14 protein-coding genes and 1 tRNA gene are annotated in these 14,455 nt (G+C 73.4%); 5 read left to right on the top strand and 10 right to left on the bottom strand.

Annotated elements, in window-relative coordinates; translation table 11 throughout:
* Positions 1-87: 87 nt before the first annotated feature.
* From mshC to ACFYUZ_RS14445, 4 genes are all read right to left on the bottom strand, one after another.
* Positions 88-1,317 carry a cysteine--1-D-myo-inosityl 2-amino-2-deoxy-alpha-D-glucopyranoside ligase gene (gene mshC, locus ACFYUZ_RS14460; RefSeq protein ID WP_389308844.1) on the bottom strand — a complete coding sequence of 410 codons (1,230 nt, stop codon included), beginning with the start codon at positions 1,315-1,317 and terminating at the stop codon, positions 88-90.
* A 166-nt stretch (positions 1,318-1,483) separates the two neighbouring features.
* Positions 1,484-2,320 (bottom strand): SCO1664 family protein, encoded by an 837-nt coding sequence (locus ACFYUZ_RS14455; RefSeq protein WP_389309327.1) that lies wholly within the window; start codon positions 2,318-2,320, stop codon positions 1,484-1,486.
* Positions 2,284-2,874, bottom strand: coding sequence for a DUF3090 domain-containing protein (locus ACFYUZ_RS14450; protein WP_093876934.1), 591 nt, complete (start codon positions 2,872-2,874; stop codon positions 2,284-2,286). The genes ACFYUZ_RS14455 and ACFYUZ_RS14450 overlap by 37 nt, the downstream gene beginning before the upstream one ends.
* A 66-nt stretch (positions 2,875-2,940) precedes the next feature.
* Positions 2,941-3,630 (bottom strand): histidine phosphatase family protein, encoded by a 690-nt coding sequence (locus ACFYUZ_RS14445; protein WP_389308842.1) that lies wholly within the window; start codon positions 3,628-3,630, stop codon positions 2,941-2,943.
* Between the two features lie 176 nt (positions 3,631-3,806).
* Between ACFYUZ_RS14445 and ACFYUZ_RS14440 the strand changes: the two genes are divergently transcribed.
* A complete protein-coding gene (locus ACFYUZ_RS14440; RefSeq protein WP_389308840.1) occupies positions 3,807-4,799 on the top strand; it encodes a magnesium and cobalt transport protein CorA in 993 nt (330 codons plus the stop codon).
* 22 nt (positions 4,800-4,821) lie between these two features.
* Here the strand turns inward: ACFYUZ_RS14440 and ACFYUZ_RS14435 are convergent, their stop codons facing one another.
* Complete coding sequence (locus ACFYUZ_RS14435; protein ID WP_389308838.1) at positions 4,822-5,607, bottom strand: ferritin-like domain-containing protein; 786 nt, start codon at positions 5,605-5,607, stop codon at positions 4,822-4,824.
* Positions 5,608-5,918: 311 nt separating this feature from the next.
* Positions 5,919-6,968, bottom strand: coding sequence for an LLM class F420-dependent oxidoreductase (locus ACFYUZ_RS14430; RefSeq protein ID WP_389308836.1), 1,050 nt, complete (start codon positions 6,966-6,968; stop codon positions 5,919-5,921).
* 128 nt (positions 6,969-7,096) lie between these two features.
* Between ACFYUZ_RS14430 and ACFYUZ_RS14425 the strand changes: the two genes are divergently transcribed.
* Together ACFYUZ_RS14425 and ACFYUZ_RS14420 are read left to right on the top strand one after the other, a co-directional pair.
* Positions 7,097-8,074: an aldo/keto reductase gene (locus ACFYUZ_RS14425; RefSeq protein WP_389308834.1), complete on the top strand. Its 978-nt coding sequence runs from the start codon at positions 7,097-7,099 to the stop codon at positions 8,072-8,074.
* Positions 8,071-10,452 (top strand): helix-hairpin-helix domain-containing protein, encoded by a 2,382-nt coding sequence (locus ACFYUZ_RS14420; RefSeq protein WP_389308832.1) that lies wholly within the window; start codon positions 8,071-8,073, stop codon positions 10,450-10,452. The genes ACFYUZ_RS14425 and ACFYUZ_RS14420 overlap by 4 nt, the downstream gene beginning before the upstream one ends.
* Before the next feature lie 58 nt (positions 10,453-10,510).
* Here ACFYUZ_RS14420 and ACFYUZ_RS14415 read toward each other — a convergent pair whose 3' ends face one another.
* Positions 10,511-11,170 (bottom strand): hypothetical protein, encoded by a 660-nt coding sequence (locus tag ACFYUZ_RS14415; protein WP_389308830.1) that lies wholly within the window; start codon positions 11,168-11,170, stop codon positions 10,511-10,513.
* 47 nt (positions 11,171-11,217) lie between these two features.
* On the opposite strand from ACFYUZ_RS14415, the gene ACFYUZ_RS14410 reads away from it, so the two are divergent.
* Positions 11,218-11,406 carry a DUF5703 family protein gene (locus ACFYUZ_RS14410; RefSeq protein ID WP_015032473.1) on the top strand — a complete coding sequence of 63 codons (189 nt, stop codon included), beginning with the start codon at positions 11,218-11,220 and terminating at the stop codon, positions 11,404-11,406.
* Positions 11,407-11,487: 81 nt separating this feature from the next.
* Here the strand turns inward: ACFYUZ_RS14410 and ACFYUZ_RS14405 are convergent, their stop codons facing one another.
* From ACFYUZ_RS14405 to ACFYUZ_RS14395, 3 genes are all read right to left on the bottom strand, one after another.
* Positions 11,488-12,300, bottom strand: a complete 813-nt coding sequence (locus ACFYUZ_RS14405; RefSeq protein WP_389308828.1) for a chaplin — start codon at positions 12,298-12,300, stop codon at positions 11,488-11,490.
* A gap of 140 nt (positions 12,301-12,440) precedes the next feature.
* Positions 12,441-12,674 (bottom strand): chaplin ChpH, encoded by a 234-nt coding sequence (chpH, locus tag ACFYUZ_RS14400; protein ID WP_015032475.1) that lies wholly within the window; start codon positions 12,672-12,674, stop codon positions 12,441-12,443.
* Between the two features lie 128 nt (positions 12,675-12,802).
* On the bottom strand, positions 12,803-14,128 hold the full coding sequence (locus ACFYUZ_RS14395) for a M20/M25/M40 family metallo-hydrolase (RefSeq protein ID WP_389308826.1): 1,326 nt from the start codon (positions 14,126-14,128) through the stop codon (positions 12,803-12,805).
* Between the two features lie 209 nt (positions 14,129-14,337).
* Here ACFYUZ_RS14395 and ACFYUZ_RS14390 point away from each other — a divergent pair.
* Positions 14,338-14,425: transfer RNA gene (locus ACFYUZ_RS14390), tRNA-Leu, on the top strand.
* The last annotated feature ends 30 nt before the right edge of the window (positions 14,426-14,455 follow it).

The raw sequence follows: 14,455 nt of genomic DNA, 5'->3' as shown, positions 1-14,455 counted from the left end.
CCCGCTAGGACAAAACGGAACCGCCCTCGGACTTCGACGAGAAGTCCAAGGGCGGTTGCCTGAAAGCGACTTGCGCGGTCCTGCTCGCTACAGGGCCACACCGAGCAGTGCGTCGACGGCGCGCGAGACGAGGCCGGGGGCGGACTCGTCGGTGCCGCCCTCGGCCGTCTGGAGCTCGGCCCAGCGGTCGACCGCGGCGAGCGCGGTGGGCGTGTCGAGGTCGTCGGAGAGGGCCTCGCGGAGCTCCTCGACCAGCGCGTCGGCGGACGGGCCGTCGGGGCGCGAGACGGCGGCGCGCCAGCGGCCGAGCCGCTCCACGGCCGTCTCCAGGACCTGGTCGGTCCACTCCCAGTCGTCGCGGTAGCGGTGCGAGAGGAGCGCGAGCCGGATGGCGGCCGGGTCGACGCCGTCGCGGCGGAGCTTGGAGACGAAGACCAGGTTGCCCTTGGACTTCGACATCTTCTCGCCGTGCAGGGCGACCATGCCGGCGTGGACGTACGCCTTGGCCATGGGGAACTCGCCCGTGAGGGTCTGGGCGTGGGAGGCGCCCATCTCGTGGTGCGGGAAGATCAGGTCGGAGCCGCCGCCCTGCACGTCGAAGCCCATGCCGAGGTGGTCGAGGGCGATGGCGACGCACTCGATGTGCCAGCCGGGGCGGCCGGGGCCGAGGCTGCCGCCGTCCCAGCTCGGCTCGCCCTCGCGGGCGGCCATCCACAGCATCGGGTCGAGCGGGTTCTTCTTGCCCGGGCGGTCGGGGTCTCCGCCGCGCTCGGCGGAGAGGTGGCGCATCAGCTCGGTGTCGTAGTTCGACACCTGGCCGAAGTGCGGGTCGGCCTCGACGGAGAAGTAGACGTCGCCGTCGAGCTCGTAGGCGGCGCCGGAGTCCCGGAGCCGCTCGACGAGCGGAACGATGCCCGGTATGGCCTCGACCGCTCCGATGTAGTGCTGCGGGGGCAGCATCCGCAGGGCGGTCATGTCCTCGCGGAAGAGGGCGGTCTCGCGCTCGGCGAGGCCGACCCAGTCGATGCCGTCGCGGATCGCGCGCTCCAGGAGCGGGTCGTCCACGTCCGTCACGTTCTGGACGTAGTGCACCTGCCGCTTGGTGTCGAGCCACACGCGCTGAACGAGGTCGAACGCGTTGTAGGTCGCCGCGTGACCCATGTGGGTCGCGTCGTACGGCGTGATGCCGCAGACGTAGATACGGGCGACGGGGCCGGGGGCGAGGGTCACTCGTCCGCCGGTCGCGGTGTCGTGGATCCGGAGGTCGCGGCCCTTGCCGGGAAGGGCGGGGACCTCAGAAGCGGGCCAGGCATGCATGACCCGAGCGTAACCGGACAGGTGTTCCGGATACGAACCGGATCCGGGATCTTGACCGATTAGGCGCTCTTGCGGGTCGGAGGCGTGAGTGCATACCCCCCAGGGGTGCAGGACCCCTCGGGGAGTGTGTCCGAAAACAATCGGTCGAAGGGACGCGACCGGGAGCTCAGACGGGCGGCCAGGGAATCGCCGGCCACTGCCCGGAGGGCTCCGGGTGCCGCCCGGTGGCCCGCAGCGCCTCCACGCGGGCGCGTACGGCCTCGACCTCGGCGCCGGTCAGGAGTTCCGCCAGTCGGGTGGCGAGCGGCGCTCCCGGGGCCAGGGACCGGCCGAGCGAGTCGAGCACGCCGGCCGCCTCGGCGGGCAGCTCCTCGCCCGCCCAGCCCCACAGCAGGGTGCGCAGCTTGTCCTCGACGTGGAAGGTCACGCCGTGGTCGATGCCGTACAGCCGTCCGTCGGGGGCCGGCAGCAGGTGCCCGCCCTTGCGGTCGCCGTTGTTGATGACGGCGTCGAGGACTGCGAGGCGGCGCAGTTCGGGGGTGTCCGCGTGGACGAGGAGCGCGGTGCGCTCCTCGTCGATCTGCGCGGGCCCCACGGCCTTCCAGCCCTCGCCCGCCTCCTCGTCCTCGGTGAGCGCGAGGAGCCGTGCGCCGGGGTCGGCCTCGATCCACAGCTGGACCATGCCCTCCCCGTACGGACCGTCGCGGAGCACGGTCGGCGGGACCAGGCCCCAGCCGGTGGCCTCGGAGATCTCGTACGCGGCGACCTCGCGCTGGGCCAGGGTGCCGTCGGGGAAGTCCCACAGGGGCCGCTCCCCCGCGACCGGCTTGTAGACGCAGGCGGCTTCCCGCCCCTCGTGGGCGACGGAGCAGTACAGCACGGCGTTGGACGCCTCTCGGACCCGGCCGCGCACGGTCAGCTCACCGCGCGCGAGCAGCTCCGTGTCGCGCGGGCTCTCGGGGCTGCTCATGCTCCGCGGCGGTATCCGTTCTGGCGCGGGCAGACGTGCCCCTCCGGGTCGAGCGGCAGGCTGCACAGCGGGCACGGCGGCCGGCCGGCGTTGACGACGTCCAGGGCCCGCTTGGCGAAGGCCCGGGCCTGGGCCCCGCTGAGACGGACCCGGAGCATCGGCGGACCGTTCTCCTCGTCCTGGAGCAGCCGCTCCTCGGCCTCGGCGAGGTCCTCCTCGGAATCCACGTCGAGTTCGACGAGCGCCTGGGCCTCGACGATCATGCGCTGCTCCTCGCCGTCCCAGGCGAGGGCCATGGTGCCGACCCGGAACTCCTCCTCGACGGGCACGTCGAGGGGGGCCGTGTCCGCGATCTCCGCGGGGGCGACGGCGGGCACGGGCGCGTTGCCGCCGGTGCGGCGGACGACCTCGTCGAGGAGTTCGTCGATGCGCTCGGCGAGGGCCGCGACCTGGGTCTTCTCCAGGGCGACGCTGGTGACCCGGCCGCCGGCGGACGCCTGGAGGAAGAAGGTCCGGCGACCAGGCAGCCCGACCGTACCGGCCACGAAACGCTCCGGTGGGTCGTAGAGGAACACCTGACGGGACACGTTCCCGGCTCCTTGGGTCTCGACAGTCGTACTACAACGGCGCGTCCACCCTACTGCGCAAGGGGATCACGGTGCGCCCGCACCGCCACCGACCTCCGCCGTCCCGCTGCCGCCGGGGTGCTCCCGGGGGACGAGACCGGCGAAGTCCCCCGTGTCGCCGAGGCGGAGGAGGAAGGGACGCAGGCGCGTGTAGCGGATCGCGGTGACCGAGCAGGGGTCGACGTGGATGCGCTGGAAGAGGTCGAGGTGGAGCCCGAGGGCGTCGGCGACGATCGCCTTCACGATGTCCCCGTGGGAGCACATGAGATACGTGGCGTCCTCGCCGTGCTCCGCCTCGACGCGGGCGTTCCACTCCCGTACGGCCTCGACGGCACGGTCCTGCATGGCGCGCATGGACTCGCCGCCGGGGAAGGCGGCGGCGGAGGCGTGCCCCTGGACGACCTCCATCAGCGGCTCGTCGTTGAGCTCCGCCAGCTTGCGGCCCGACCAGTCGCCGTAGTCGCACTCGCTGATCCGCTCCTCGACGTGGAGCGGGAGTCCGGGGCGGGCGTCGAGGAGCGGCCGCAGGGTCTCCCGGCAGCGCTGGAGGGGGCTGGTGACGGCCGCGGCGAGCGGGACGTCCGCGAGACGGCCGGGGAGGGCGGCGGCCTGGGCGGCCCCGCGCTCGTCGAGCGCGATCCCGGGCGTGCGCCCGGCGAGGACCCCGGAGGTGTTGGCGGTGGAGCGTCCGTGCCGGACGAGGATCAGCGTGGCCATGCGGGCCAGCCTAGGGGGTGTCCTCCGGATGGTGCCGGGCCCGCGGGGCCGGCGGGACCCCGGTGCGCGCGCGTGACGGCGTCGAGGGCTCCGGCGGACCACGCGCGCGTGATGCGGCGGTGCCCGCCGGAACCGGTGTCGTACGCGCGTGCGTGGCGGGGGCGTTCCGGGGCAGAATGCGCCGAGTGATCGTGGACTCTGCCATCTACCGGGACGGGCGCCGTACGGACGGGCCCGCCGACCTCTCCGACGCCCTGGAGGAGGCGCGGGCGACGGGGGACGCGTTCCTGTGGGTGGGGCTGCACGAGCCCTCGGAGGCGGAGTTCGACCACGTCGCCTCGGAGTTCGCGCTGCACCCGCTGGCCGTCGAGGACGCCTTGAAGGCCCATCAGCGGCCCAAGCTGGAGGTCTACGACGACTCGCTCTTCGTGGTGCTCAAGCCGATCGTGTACGAGCCGGAGAGCGACCGGGTCTCCTCGGGCGAGCTGATGGTGTTCATGGGCGACTCCTTCGTCGTGACCGTCCGGCACGGCGAGGGCGCGCCGCTCGCGGAGGTGCGCCGCCGCCTGGAGGCGGACCCGGAGGTCCTGAAGCACGGGCCGACGGCGGTGCTGTACGCGGTGAGCGACGCGATCGTGGACCACTACCTCGACGTGGCGGGCGAGCTCCAGGTCGACCTGGAGGAGCTGGAGGCGGACGTCTTCGCGCCCAGCGGGGGCAATCCGGCCAACACGGCGGAGCGGATCTACACGGCGAAGCGGCAGGTCCTGGAGTTCCGGCGGGCGAGCGGTCCGCTGGCCGGGCCGATGGCCCGGCTGACGGCCGGCGCGGTGCCGTTCGTGAACGAACGCTCGCAGCCCTTCTTCCGCGACGTCAACGACCACCTGCTGCGCTCCAACGAGCAGGTGGAGGGCCTCGACCGGCTCCTGTCCGACGTGCTGTCGGCCCATCTCGCGCAGATGGGGGTCAGGCAGAACGACGACATGCGGAAGATCTCGGCGTGGGCGGCCATGGCCGCGGTCCCCACGATGGTCGCGGGGATCTACGGGATGAACTTCGAGCACATGCCGGAGCTGCACTGGGTGGGTTCGTACCCGGCGGTGATCGTGGTGATGGTGGGCATCGTCGTCGGGCTGTACCGGGTGTTCAAGCGGCGCGGCTGGATGTGAGGCCCGTCCTCGCCGGGCCCGCTCAGAAGGCGGGGGCGGGCGTCGCGGGGCCGCCGAGGGCGTTCAGCCGCTCGGGCATCCGCAGGTCGACCATCCTGTGCCAGCCGGCGGCGCGTTCGTACGCGTACACGGCGTGGATCCCTGCGGCGAGGACCGCCGCCTTGGGCTTCGGCCAGTTCAGGATGCGGCCCATGTGGCGCATCACGGCGAGGCTGACGTCGCGGTAGACCCGGATCTCGGCGAGCGCGGACTCGCGAAGGGTCCGCTGGATGAGCCGGCCGTGGCCCCGGCGGGCGAGCCGGAGCAGCTCCTCGTGACAGTAGGCGAGGTGGTTGTCCTCGTCGTTGCAGATCATCCGGATCGCCCTGCCGAGCTCCGGGTGGTCGCCGAAGTGCTTCACGAGCAACTGCATCTGGTCGGCGGCGCGCTCCTCGGTGACCCTGCTGTGCGCGAGGTAGACGACCACGTCCTCCTCGCTCAGCGGCCGGTCGGCGCGGAGCTTGTCGTGCGCGAGCCCGATGCCGCGCTGTTCGAGCAGCATCGTGTAGTCGGTGTCGGGGGGCACGGGCACGGGTTCGAGGCCGCGCTTCTTCATCAGCGCGTTGAAGATCCGGCCGTGCTTGTCCTCGTCGGCGCCGTGCCGGGTGATCTTGGGCGCGAGGGCGCGCATGCCGGGCGCGACGAGGGCCGCGATCCGGGCGTTCTCCCAGCCGCCCTGGGACTCGCCGCTCGCGGCGATGGAACAGAAGAGCCGGAAGGACTCGTCGTTGTCGATGATTTCCTGGAACAGGCCCTTGGCCGTGAGCATCGCCGCCACCTCCGTGCGGACGTCCGCACTCCGGTACGTCCGGGGAGACCGAGTCAAGTCGGGTCCCGGGCGTCGGGCAACAGGAGGGTACGACGACTCGGCCGAAAGAGTGAGGCCCGAGGCCGTAACCGGGGGCCCGGTGGAGCGTTGTGCAGCGTGACGGCCGTGGCGGGGAGGACCCCCGAGCCCCCACCACGGCCGCGGACCCCCTCCCCGACGGCGCTCTCGCACCGCGCGGCCACCGGGGACCGCGCGGGCTTCGACCGCCTGCGCGGACTCCGTCCTCCGCGTCCGGCGCCGCGCCCGGGGCGTTACGCCAGGCCCGCCCGCTCCATCGCCTCGACGCCCGCCCGCAGGGCCGCCAGCCGCTCGTCCAGGGTGAAGCCGGCCGGGGCGAGGGTGAGGGTGGTGACCCCGGCCTCCGCGTAGGCCGTCATCCGCTCGGCGATCCGCTCGACGGAGCCGAGCAGCGTGGTCTGGTCGATCAGGGAGTGCGGCACGGCGGCCGCGGCCCCGGTCTTGTCGCCGGCCAGGTACTTGTCCTGGATCTCGGCGGCCTCCTTCTCGTACCCCATGCGCCGGGCGAGCTGGTTGTAGAAGTTCTGCTTGCGGCTGCCCATGCCGCCGACGTACAGCGCGGTGTACGGGCGGAACACGTCGGCCAGCGCGGTCACGTCGTCGCCGAGGGCGAGCGGCAGGGTGGGACAGACGTCGAAGCCGTCCATCGTCAGACCGGCCTTCTCGCGGCCCGCCCGCAGGTGCCGGAGCGCGGTCTCCTCCAGGTGCTCGGCGGAGGGGAAGATCAGCAGGGCGCCGTCGGCGATCTCGCCGGTCTGCTCCAGGTTCTTCGGTCCGATCGCGGCGATGTAGAGCGGGATGTGCTCGCGCTGGGGGTGGACGGTGAGCTTGATCGGCTTGCCGGGGCCGCCGGGGAGCGGCAGGGTCCAGTGCTCGCCGTCGTAGCTGAGCCGCTCCCGGGTCATGGCCTTGCGGACGATCTCGACGTACTCGCGGGTCCGGGCGAGCGGCTTGTCGAACTTCACGCCGTACCAGCCCTCGGAGACCTGCGGTCCGGAGACGCCGAGGCCGAGGCGGAAGCGGCCGCCGGTGAGCGAGTCGAGGGTGGCCGCCGTCATCGCCGTCATGGCGGGCTGACGGGCCGGGATCTGCATGATCGCGGAGCCGACGTCGATCCGCTCGGTCTTCGCCGCGACCCAGGCGAGGACCGTGGGGGCGTCGGAGCCGTAGGCCTCGGCGGCCCAGCAGACGTCGTAGCCGAGGCGGTCCGCCTCCTGGGCGACGGCGAGGTTGTCGCCGTCCATGCCGGCGCCCCAGTAGCCGAGGTTGATGCCGAGCCGCATTCCACGCACCCCTTACCCATCGGTAACGTCTCTTTGGCCGGACTCTAGCGCGCGTGCGAGCCATCCGTCAGGGCGCCGTTGTCCACAGGCTCTCTCCGCGTGGTGCCCTGGCCAGTACTCTCGCGCCCATGGAGCAGAGGCATCTCGGACGTACCGGCCTGCGTGTGTCGCGCATCGGACTCGGCACCCTCACCTGGGGCCGGGACACCGACGAGCACGACGCCGCCGAGCAGTTGAAGGCGTTCTGGGACGCGGGCGGCACCCTCGTGGACACCGCCGACGTGTACGGCGGGGGCGAGGCGGAGTATCTGCTCGGGCGCCTGATGGAGCGCCTGGTGCCCCGGCAGGACCTGGTCCTGTCCACCAAGGCGGGCAGCGTCCCGGACCCCGACCGGCGCACGGACGGCTCGCGCGGGCACCTGCTCGCCGCGCTCGACGCCTCCCTGGCCCGTCTGGGCACGGACCACGTGGACCTGTGGCAGCTGCACGCCTTCGACCCCCACACGCCCCTGGAGGAGTCGCTCCAGGCCCTCGACATCGCGGTGCGCAGCGGGCGGGCGCGGTACGCGGGCGTGTCGAACTTCTGCGGCTGGCAGCTCGCCAAGGCGGGCACCTGGCAGCTCGGCGGCGACCGCACGCGGCTCGCCGGGGCGCAGCTGGAGTACTCGCTGCTCCAGCGGGGGATCGAGCGGGAGGTGCTGCCGGCCGCGATGGACCTCGGCATAGGTCTGCTGCCCTCGTCCCCGCTGGGGCGCGGGGTCCTGACGGGGAAGTACCGCAGCGGCACGCCGACGGACTCGCGGGGCGCCTCGGAGACGATGGCGCCCTTCGTGGAGCCGTACCTGGACGAGGCGGCGAGCCGGATCGTGGACGCGGTGGCGACGGCGGCCGACGGGCTCGCGACGACCCCGCTCCACGTGGCACTCGCGTGGGTCCGCGACCGCCCCGGGGTGACGGCCCCGATCGTCGGCGCGCGCACGGCGCGCCAGCTCGCGGCCGCGTTGTCAGTGGAGGCGCTTAGTCTTCCTGACGAGATCTGTCGGGCGCTGGACGATGTGTCGGCGCCCGTGCACCGCTATCCGGATCACGACTGGAGCACCTTGTGACCGAGCCTTCCGGGGAGACCGCGCCCGAGGCCGCGGAGCCCACCGAGGACCTGCCGGAGGAAGCCGCCGGGACCCCGGCCCCCGACGCGGCCGGGGGACCGGATTCCGCCGAGGAGCCCGCCGGGGGGCCGGGGCCGACCGAAGAGCCCGGTACGGGTGGGGTGCCGGACTCCCCCGGGCGGCCGGACGCGGCTGAGGGGCCGGACGCGGCCGAGGGGCCCGAATCCGGCGAAGAGGCCGGTGACCGGTCCGCCGATGACGAGAAGACGGGGAGCGCCGAGGAACCGGCGTCCGCCGAAGAGCCCGACAGCCGGACCGCCACGGCCGAAGAGCCGGAATCCGCCGAAGGGCCCGCGTCCGCCGACGGCGGGAACGCGGAGGCCGGCGAGGGCGCCGACGGGTCCGAGGTGAGCGAGGCGCAGGCCGAGCTCGCCGCGCAGCGGGAGCTGCGGGCCAGGATCGAGGCCCGGAAGGCCGAGAAGAGCGGCCCGGTGGCGAGCGGCGCCAAGCTGAGCGGCACCGCGGCCGACCTCCTCGCCGCCGTCCGGGCCGTCGAGGGCGGCACCGCCTCGGGCAGCGCGTTCTACGAGGCGCCCGAGCCCGCCCCCCGCCGCCCCGCCGCCGAGCCGGCCCCGACGACCGTCGTGCGGCCCCCCGCGCCGGAGCGGCCGGCGGCTCCGGCGCCCGGCACCACGGCCGCCGTCCGCGAGGTCCTCGCCGCGGGCGGCGCCCCGGAGGCGCTGGCCGGCCGGGTCGCCGCCGTGCTCGGCGAGGGTGCGGCCCCGGCACTGCGGGAGGATCCCTGGCAGCTGCTCGCGGTGCCGGGGGTCCTCCCGGAGCAGGCCGACGGTTTCGCGCGGGCGCTGCTCGGCCCCGCGTGCGGCCCCGGCGACCCGCGCCGCGCGGTCGCCCTGACCGTGTGGCTCCTGGAGCGGGCCGCCGTCCAGGGGCACACGGCCCTGGAGGTCCAGGCCGTGCGCGCCGGGCTCGCCGGGCACGCGGTGCCCGACCCCGAGCAGGCGGTCGAGGCGGCGGTCTCCGAGGGCGCGGTCCTCCTCTTCCAGGAGGAGGAGACGGCGGAGGAGCCCGACGGCGACGAGGACGTCGAGGGGGCGTCCGCGCCCCCCGCGGAGCGGGAGCCCGCAGCGCCCGCCCTGCTCGGACTCGACCGGTACGCGCTGGCCGAGGAGAGCCTCGCGGACGGCCTCGCCCGGCTGGTCAGGACGGCGAAGGCCGACGTCTGGGAGGGCGGCGAGCTGGAGCGCGCCGCCGGGGGGCACGGCCTCGTCCTGCACACGGGCGGGGAGGCCGCCCGCGCCGAGCCGGTGGCGCTCGCCGCGGCGGCCCGTGAGCGGGGTCTGCGCGCCCTGGTGGCCGTCCACGCGGACGGCGGGCGCCGCGCGCTCGGCGCCGCGGGGGCCGAGGCGGTGACGGTCGCCGCGCTGCTGTCCGGCACGGCCGGGCCCGGCCGGGACGAGGACGGCGCCCTCGCCCTGGACCTGCTCGTGGTCCTCGACGCCCCGCAGCTGGACGTGGAGACGGGCGCGATGCTCGTGGAGTCGCTGCCGGACGGCTGCCGTCTGGTGCTGAGCGGCGATCCCGAGGTGCTCGGCGCACCGGGCGCGGGCCGGGTCTTCGCGGACGTCCTCGCGTCCCGGGTGTGCCCGCGGATCGCCTCCCGCGTCCCCGACCCGGGGCCGCTCGGCGAGCTGGTGTCGGGCATCGGCGTCGGTGAGCTGAACCAGGTCGAGGCCCCCGGCAAGGAGGTCGTGATCGTCCCGGTGCGGGACGCGGGCGAGGCCGTGCACCGTACGGTCCAGCTGGTGGCGGACTCGGTGCCCCGGGCCCTCGGGGTGCCGTCCGAGCAGACGCAGGTCGTCACGGTCGGCCACGGCGGCTCCGTCGGCACGCGCGCGCTGAACGCCGCCCTGAAGCAGCGGCTCAACCCCGGCCCCGGCCGGTTCGGCGGCTACGACCCCGGGGACCGGGTGGCGTACGCGCCCGCGCCGGGGCGCACGGTGTCGGGCACGGTCCTCTCGGCCGACGCCGAGGGGCTGCGGCTGCGCTGCGGGGGCGAGGAGCTCCTCGTACCGAAGGAGCGGGTGGAGTCGGCGCTGCGGCACGGCTGGGCGCTCACCGCGCACCAGGCGGCCGGGGCGCGCTGGCCCGCGGTGGTCGTGGTGCTGCCGGGGGACGCCGCGGGCGGCCTGAGCCGGCCGTGGGTGTACACGGCCTTCGGCCGGGCGGAGCGCCATCTGTCGGTCGTGCACGGCGTGGACCAGGCGCTGCCCCGCGCGGTGGCCGAGGGGGTGGCCCCGGAGCGCACGACGCGGCTGCGGCCGCTCCTGGAGGCCCTGCTGGCCGCCGACGGCGAGTAGGACCGGAAGCGACGGAGGGCCGGGACACCGCGCGGTGTCCCGGCCCTCCCGCGTCCCGTCAGGCGTCCGCGCCGGAGGCTCCCGCTTCCACGGGCTCGTCCTCGTCCTCCTCGTCGAAGACGGAGCTGACGTCGAAGCGGCAGACGATCCGCTCGGGGTCGGCGTGGTCGAAGGGGGCGGCCAGCCACTCCCCCGGTTCCGGGAGCTCCTCGGCGGCGGTGACCCAGAGCGTGGAGTCTCCCTCCTCCAGGCCGAACTCCTTGTGCCGGGAGGCGATCTCGTCCGGTTCGTACTCGCCGAAGAGCACGCCGAGGGCGGCGAGCGGCGAGACGCCGGCCTTGGCGACCGCGCGGGTGTCCGCGTCGTCGTCGAGCTCGGCGACGCGGCGGGCCTGGGCGAGCAGCCGCTGGGGCTCGGCGACGGCGTAGTCGCGGCGGATCAGGAGGCTGAGGGCGTGGGGTTCGTCAGGTCCGGCGTACGGCGGCAGGTTGCCGTCGGTGCCGGGGATCTCGAAGGGGGTGACCTCGTCGTAGCGGTCGTAGAGGAGTTCGTCGTACGTCTCGGCGGCCGCGGCGAGGGCGTTGAAGGCCTCGTAGACGGCCGTGTCGTCGTCTCCCGTGCGGCGTTCGACCGCCGCGAGGTGACGGTCCAGTGCGGTCTTGACCGCCTCGGCGGCGGCACGTACCTCGGCAGCGGTGGGCTGCGCAGCATCAGACATGGGACAGACGCTATCCGTACCGGGCCCGTGCCCGCACAATAGATGCGATGCCGGAATACGAATTTGTCGATGTGTACGTGCCGCGCGGTGTCTCCCGCAAGGAGGCGACGCGGCTCCTGACCGACCATGCCGAGTACGGACACTGGGAGTTGGACCGTCTGAGCCTGCACCGTGACGGGAGCCGCAGAGTGCGGCTGAAGCGGCGGATCATCCGCCAGGTCCGGGCGACCTGGTAGGAAGCACCGGACGACGGGAAGACGGCGAGAAGGGGCCCCGTGGTGTGCGGGGCCCCTGTGCGTGGTGCGTGAGCCGGTGGCTCAGGCGGCGCTGCGGGCGCGGCGGTAGATCAGCGAGCCGGCGAGCAGCATCCCGGCGCTGGCGGGAAGGATCACGCCGAGCGGACCGGAGCCGGTCTCGGCGAGCTCCTCGACGGCACGCGGCGGAGTGACGACCTGGGTACCGGGAGTGTTCGGCCCGCCCTCGGTGCCGGGGGTGCCGGGGTGACCGGGGGTGCCGGGGTTACCCGGAGTGCCGGGGTTACCCGGGTTCCCAGGGTTACCCGGGTTACCGGGGTTCCCAGGATTACCGGGGTTCCCAGGATTACCAGGGTTCCCAGGATTACCGGGGTTACCGGGGTTCCCAGGATTACCCGGATTCCCCGGGTTGCCCGGATTCCCCGGGTTGCCCGGCTCCTCCTCCCCGTAGCCCGTGTCCCCGCCGTTCGCGCAGTCGTTGCCCGTGACGGCGTTGCCCAGGCCGACGCCCGTGACGTCGTTGCCGCAGACGTTCACCGGGACGTCGACCGGCACCTCGACGTGGTTGCCGGAGCCCACGCCGGGAGAGTGTCCGGTGTGCCCGCCGGCGGAGGATCCGCCACCGTACGGGGAGGTGTTGGCGCACGTGTTGCCAAAGGCCGGATTGAGCAGTCCGATGACGTTGACGGTGTTCCCGCAGGCGTTCACCGGTGCGTGCACCGGGACCTGGACGGAATTTCCGGACGCGACGCCCGGGGAATTCATGGCCGTACCGTTCGCGCCGGAATCGGCGTGCGCATATCCGCCGCCGACGGCGGCGAAAACGCCTCCGGCGGCCGCGACGGTGATGAGGCCCTTGCGCGTGACCTGTCGCATAGCTTGTTCCCTGCCTGCTCGGCTTCGAAAGAGTGCCACCGGGCGGACGGCCCGGGGCGGAAATGGCCACCGGCCCCGGAGTGCATGGCACGCACTCCGGGGCCGGACCGGCTCACACCCTCACGGGGCGAGGCACAACGTCAGGCGTTGACGCAGGTGTTGCCGAAGGCGGGGTTCAGCAGGCCGATCACGGAGACCGTGTTGCCGCACACGTTCACGGGGACGTGAACCGGCACCTGGACGACGTTGCCCGAGAGCACGCCGGGGGAACCGATGGCGGCACCCTGGGCACCCGCGTCGGCAACGGCCATGCCCGCACCCGCGAGAACGAGACCGCCGGTGGCAGCCGCAGCAGCGACGACCTTCTTGATCATTATTCCTCCTAGTTGGCAATGCGGCCCCAGCCGCGGACCGCACCACCTGTAACGAGGGGGAATGATGAGGGCTACGAGCCCTTGAGTTCATTCACTCTTTCCGGTCACGCACAAACGCGTGGGCGAATTCAGCAGGCGTCGAGGAAACGGTCCAGCACGCGGACGCCGAACTTGAGGCCGTCCACCGGCACCCGCTCGTCCACGCCGTGGAACATGCCCGCGAAGTCGAGCTCCGGCGGCAGCTGGAGCGGGGCGAAGCCGAAGCAGCGGATGCCGAGGTCGTCGAAGGACTTGGCGTCGGTGCCGCCGGACAGCATGTACGGCACGGCGCGGGCGATCGGGTCCTCGGCGCGCAGCGCCAGCTGCATGGCGTCCACCAGGGCGCCGTCGAAGCTGGTCTCCAGGGCCTTGTCGCCGTGCACGTCCTCGCGCTTCACGCGGGGGCCGAGGATCCGGTCGAGATCGGCCAGGAACTCCTGCTCGTAGCCGGGCAGGAAGCGGCCGTCGACGTGCGCGGTGGCCTGGCCGGGGATCACGTTCACCTTGTAGCCGGCGCCGAGCATCGTCGGGGCGGCCGAGTTGCGGAGGGTGGCGCCGACCATCTTGGCGATGCCGCCGAGCTTGGCGAGGGTGCCCTCCATGTCCTCGGGGTCGAGCGGGGTGCCGAGGGCGTCCGACAGCTCGTCGAGGAAGCTCCGCACGGTCTTGGTGACCCTCACCGGCCACTGGTGGCGGCCGAGGCGGCCCACGGCCTCGCAGAGCTCCGTGATGGCGTTGTCGTCGTTGGTCATGGAGCCGTGGCCGGCCGTGCCCTCGACGGTCAGCCGCATCCAGTGCATGCCCTTCTGGGCCGTCTCGACCAGGTAGAGGCGCAGGTTCTCGTTGACGGTGAAGGAGAAGCCGCCGACCTCGCCGATCGCCTCGGTGACGCCCTCGAAGAGGTCGCGGTGGTGGTCGACCAGGTGGCGGGCGCCGTAGGTGCCGCCGGCCTCCTCGTCGGCGAGGAAGGCGAGGACGACGTCGCGCGGGGGCTTGCGGCCGCTGCGCAGCCGGTCGCGGACGACCGCGAGGGTCATCGCGTCCATGTCCTTCATGTCGACGGCCCCGCGGCCCCAGACGCAGCCGTCGGCGATCTCGCCGGAGAAGGGGTGGTGGGTCCAGTCCTCGGCGTTGGCCGGGACGACGTCGGTGTGCCCGTGGATGAGCAGGGCCGGACGCGACGGGTCCTCGCCCTCGATCCGGGCGACGGTGGAGGCGCGCCCCTTGTGCGACTCGATGATCTTCGGCTCGAGCCCGACCTCCGCGAGCTTCTCGGCGACGTACTCGGCCGCCGCCCGCTCTCCCGGGCCGGAGTGGTCGCCGTAGTTGCTGGTGTCGATGCGGATGAGGTCGCGACAGAGGTCCACCACCTCGTCCTCGCCGCTGACGCTCCGGGCCGTGTTCGACTCGCTCACGCTGCTTCCTCCCACTACGTGCCCCACGTGATTGCTTGGTGGTCGCCCCCATCCTCCCGCGTGGCCCCCTCGGCACCCAAGGGCGCCGGCCCTCCGACATGCGGCTGTCACATGACGGGGGCCGACCGGGGGTGGTGATCGACCGCTCCGAATGTTTGCTATGGTTTTCCTCGTCGGAAGGGCCCAGCGGCCGGGAAGACAGACACCTTGTCCGGGTGGCGGAATGGCAGACGCGCTAGCTTGAGGTGCTAGTGCCCTTTATCGGGCGTGGGGGTTCAAGTCCCCCCTCGGACACCAGCGAAGGACCCCACGTCATGTGGGGTCCTT

This window comes from Streptomyces sp. NPDC004266, assembly GCF_042874095.1.
Lineage (GTDB): Bacteria > Actinomycetota > Actinomycetes > Streptomycetales > Streptomycetaceae > Streptomyces.
Note: the sequence above shows the minus strand (reverse complement) of the source record. Positions and strands in the feature narration are given on the sequence as shown.

What these genes read in the sequence shown, in the direction of transcription:
- mshC (WP_389308844.1), bottom strand. Translation starts at nt 1,317, where the DNA reads ATGCATGCCTGGCCCGCTTCTGAGGTCCCCGCCCTTCCCGGCAAGGGC.
- ACFYUZ_RS14445 (WP_389308842.1), bottom strand. Translation starts at nt 3,630, where the DNA reads ATGGCCACGCTGATCCTCGTCCGGCACGGACGCTCCACCGCCAACACC.
- ACFYUZ_RS14440 (WP_389308840.1), top strand. Translation starts at nt 3,807, where the DNA reads ATGCGCCGAGTGATCGTGGACTCTGCCATCTACCGGGACGGGCGCCGT.
- ACFYUZ_RS14435 (WP_389308838.1), bottom strand. Translation starts at nt 5,607, where the DNA reads ATGCTCACGGCCAAGGGCCTGTTCCAGGAAATCATCGACAACGACGAG.
- ACFYUZ_RS14430 (WP_389308836.1), bottom strand. Translation starts at nt 6,968, where the DNA reads ATGCGGCTCGGCATCAACCTCGGCTACTGGGGCGCCGGCATGGACGGC.
- ACFYUZ_RS14425 (WP_389308834.1), top strand. Translation starts at nt 7,097, where the DNA reads ATGGAGCAGAGGCATCTCGGACGTACCGGCCTGCGTGTGTCGCGCATC.
- ACFYUZ_RS14415 (WP_389308830.1), bottom strand. Translation starts at nt 11,170, where the DNA reads ATGTCTGATGCTGCGCAGCCCACCGCTGCCGAGGTACGTGCCGCCGCC.
- ACFYUZ_RS14410 (WP_015032473.1), top strand. Translation starts at nt 11,218, where the DNA reads ATGCCGGAATACGAATTTGTCGATGTGTACGTGCCGCGCGGTGTCTCC.
- ACFYUZ_RS14405 (WP_389308828.1), bottom strand. Translation starts at nt 12,300, where the DNA reads ATGCGACAGGTCACGCGCAAGGGCCTCATCACCGTCGCGGCCGCCGGA.
- chpH (WP_015032475.1), bottom strand. Translation starts at nt 12,674, where the DNA reads ATGATCAAGAAGGTCGTCGCTGCTGCGGCTGCCACCGGCGGTCTCGTT.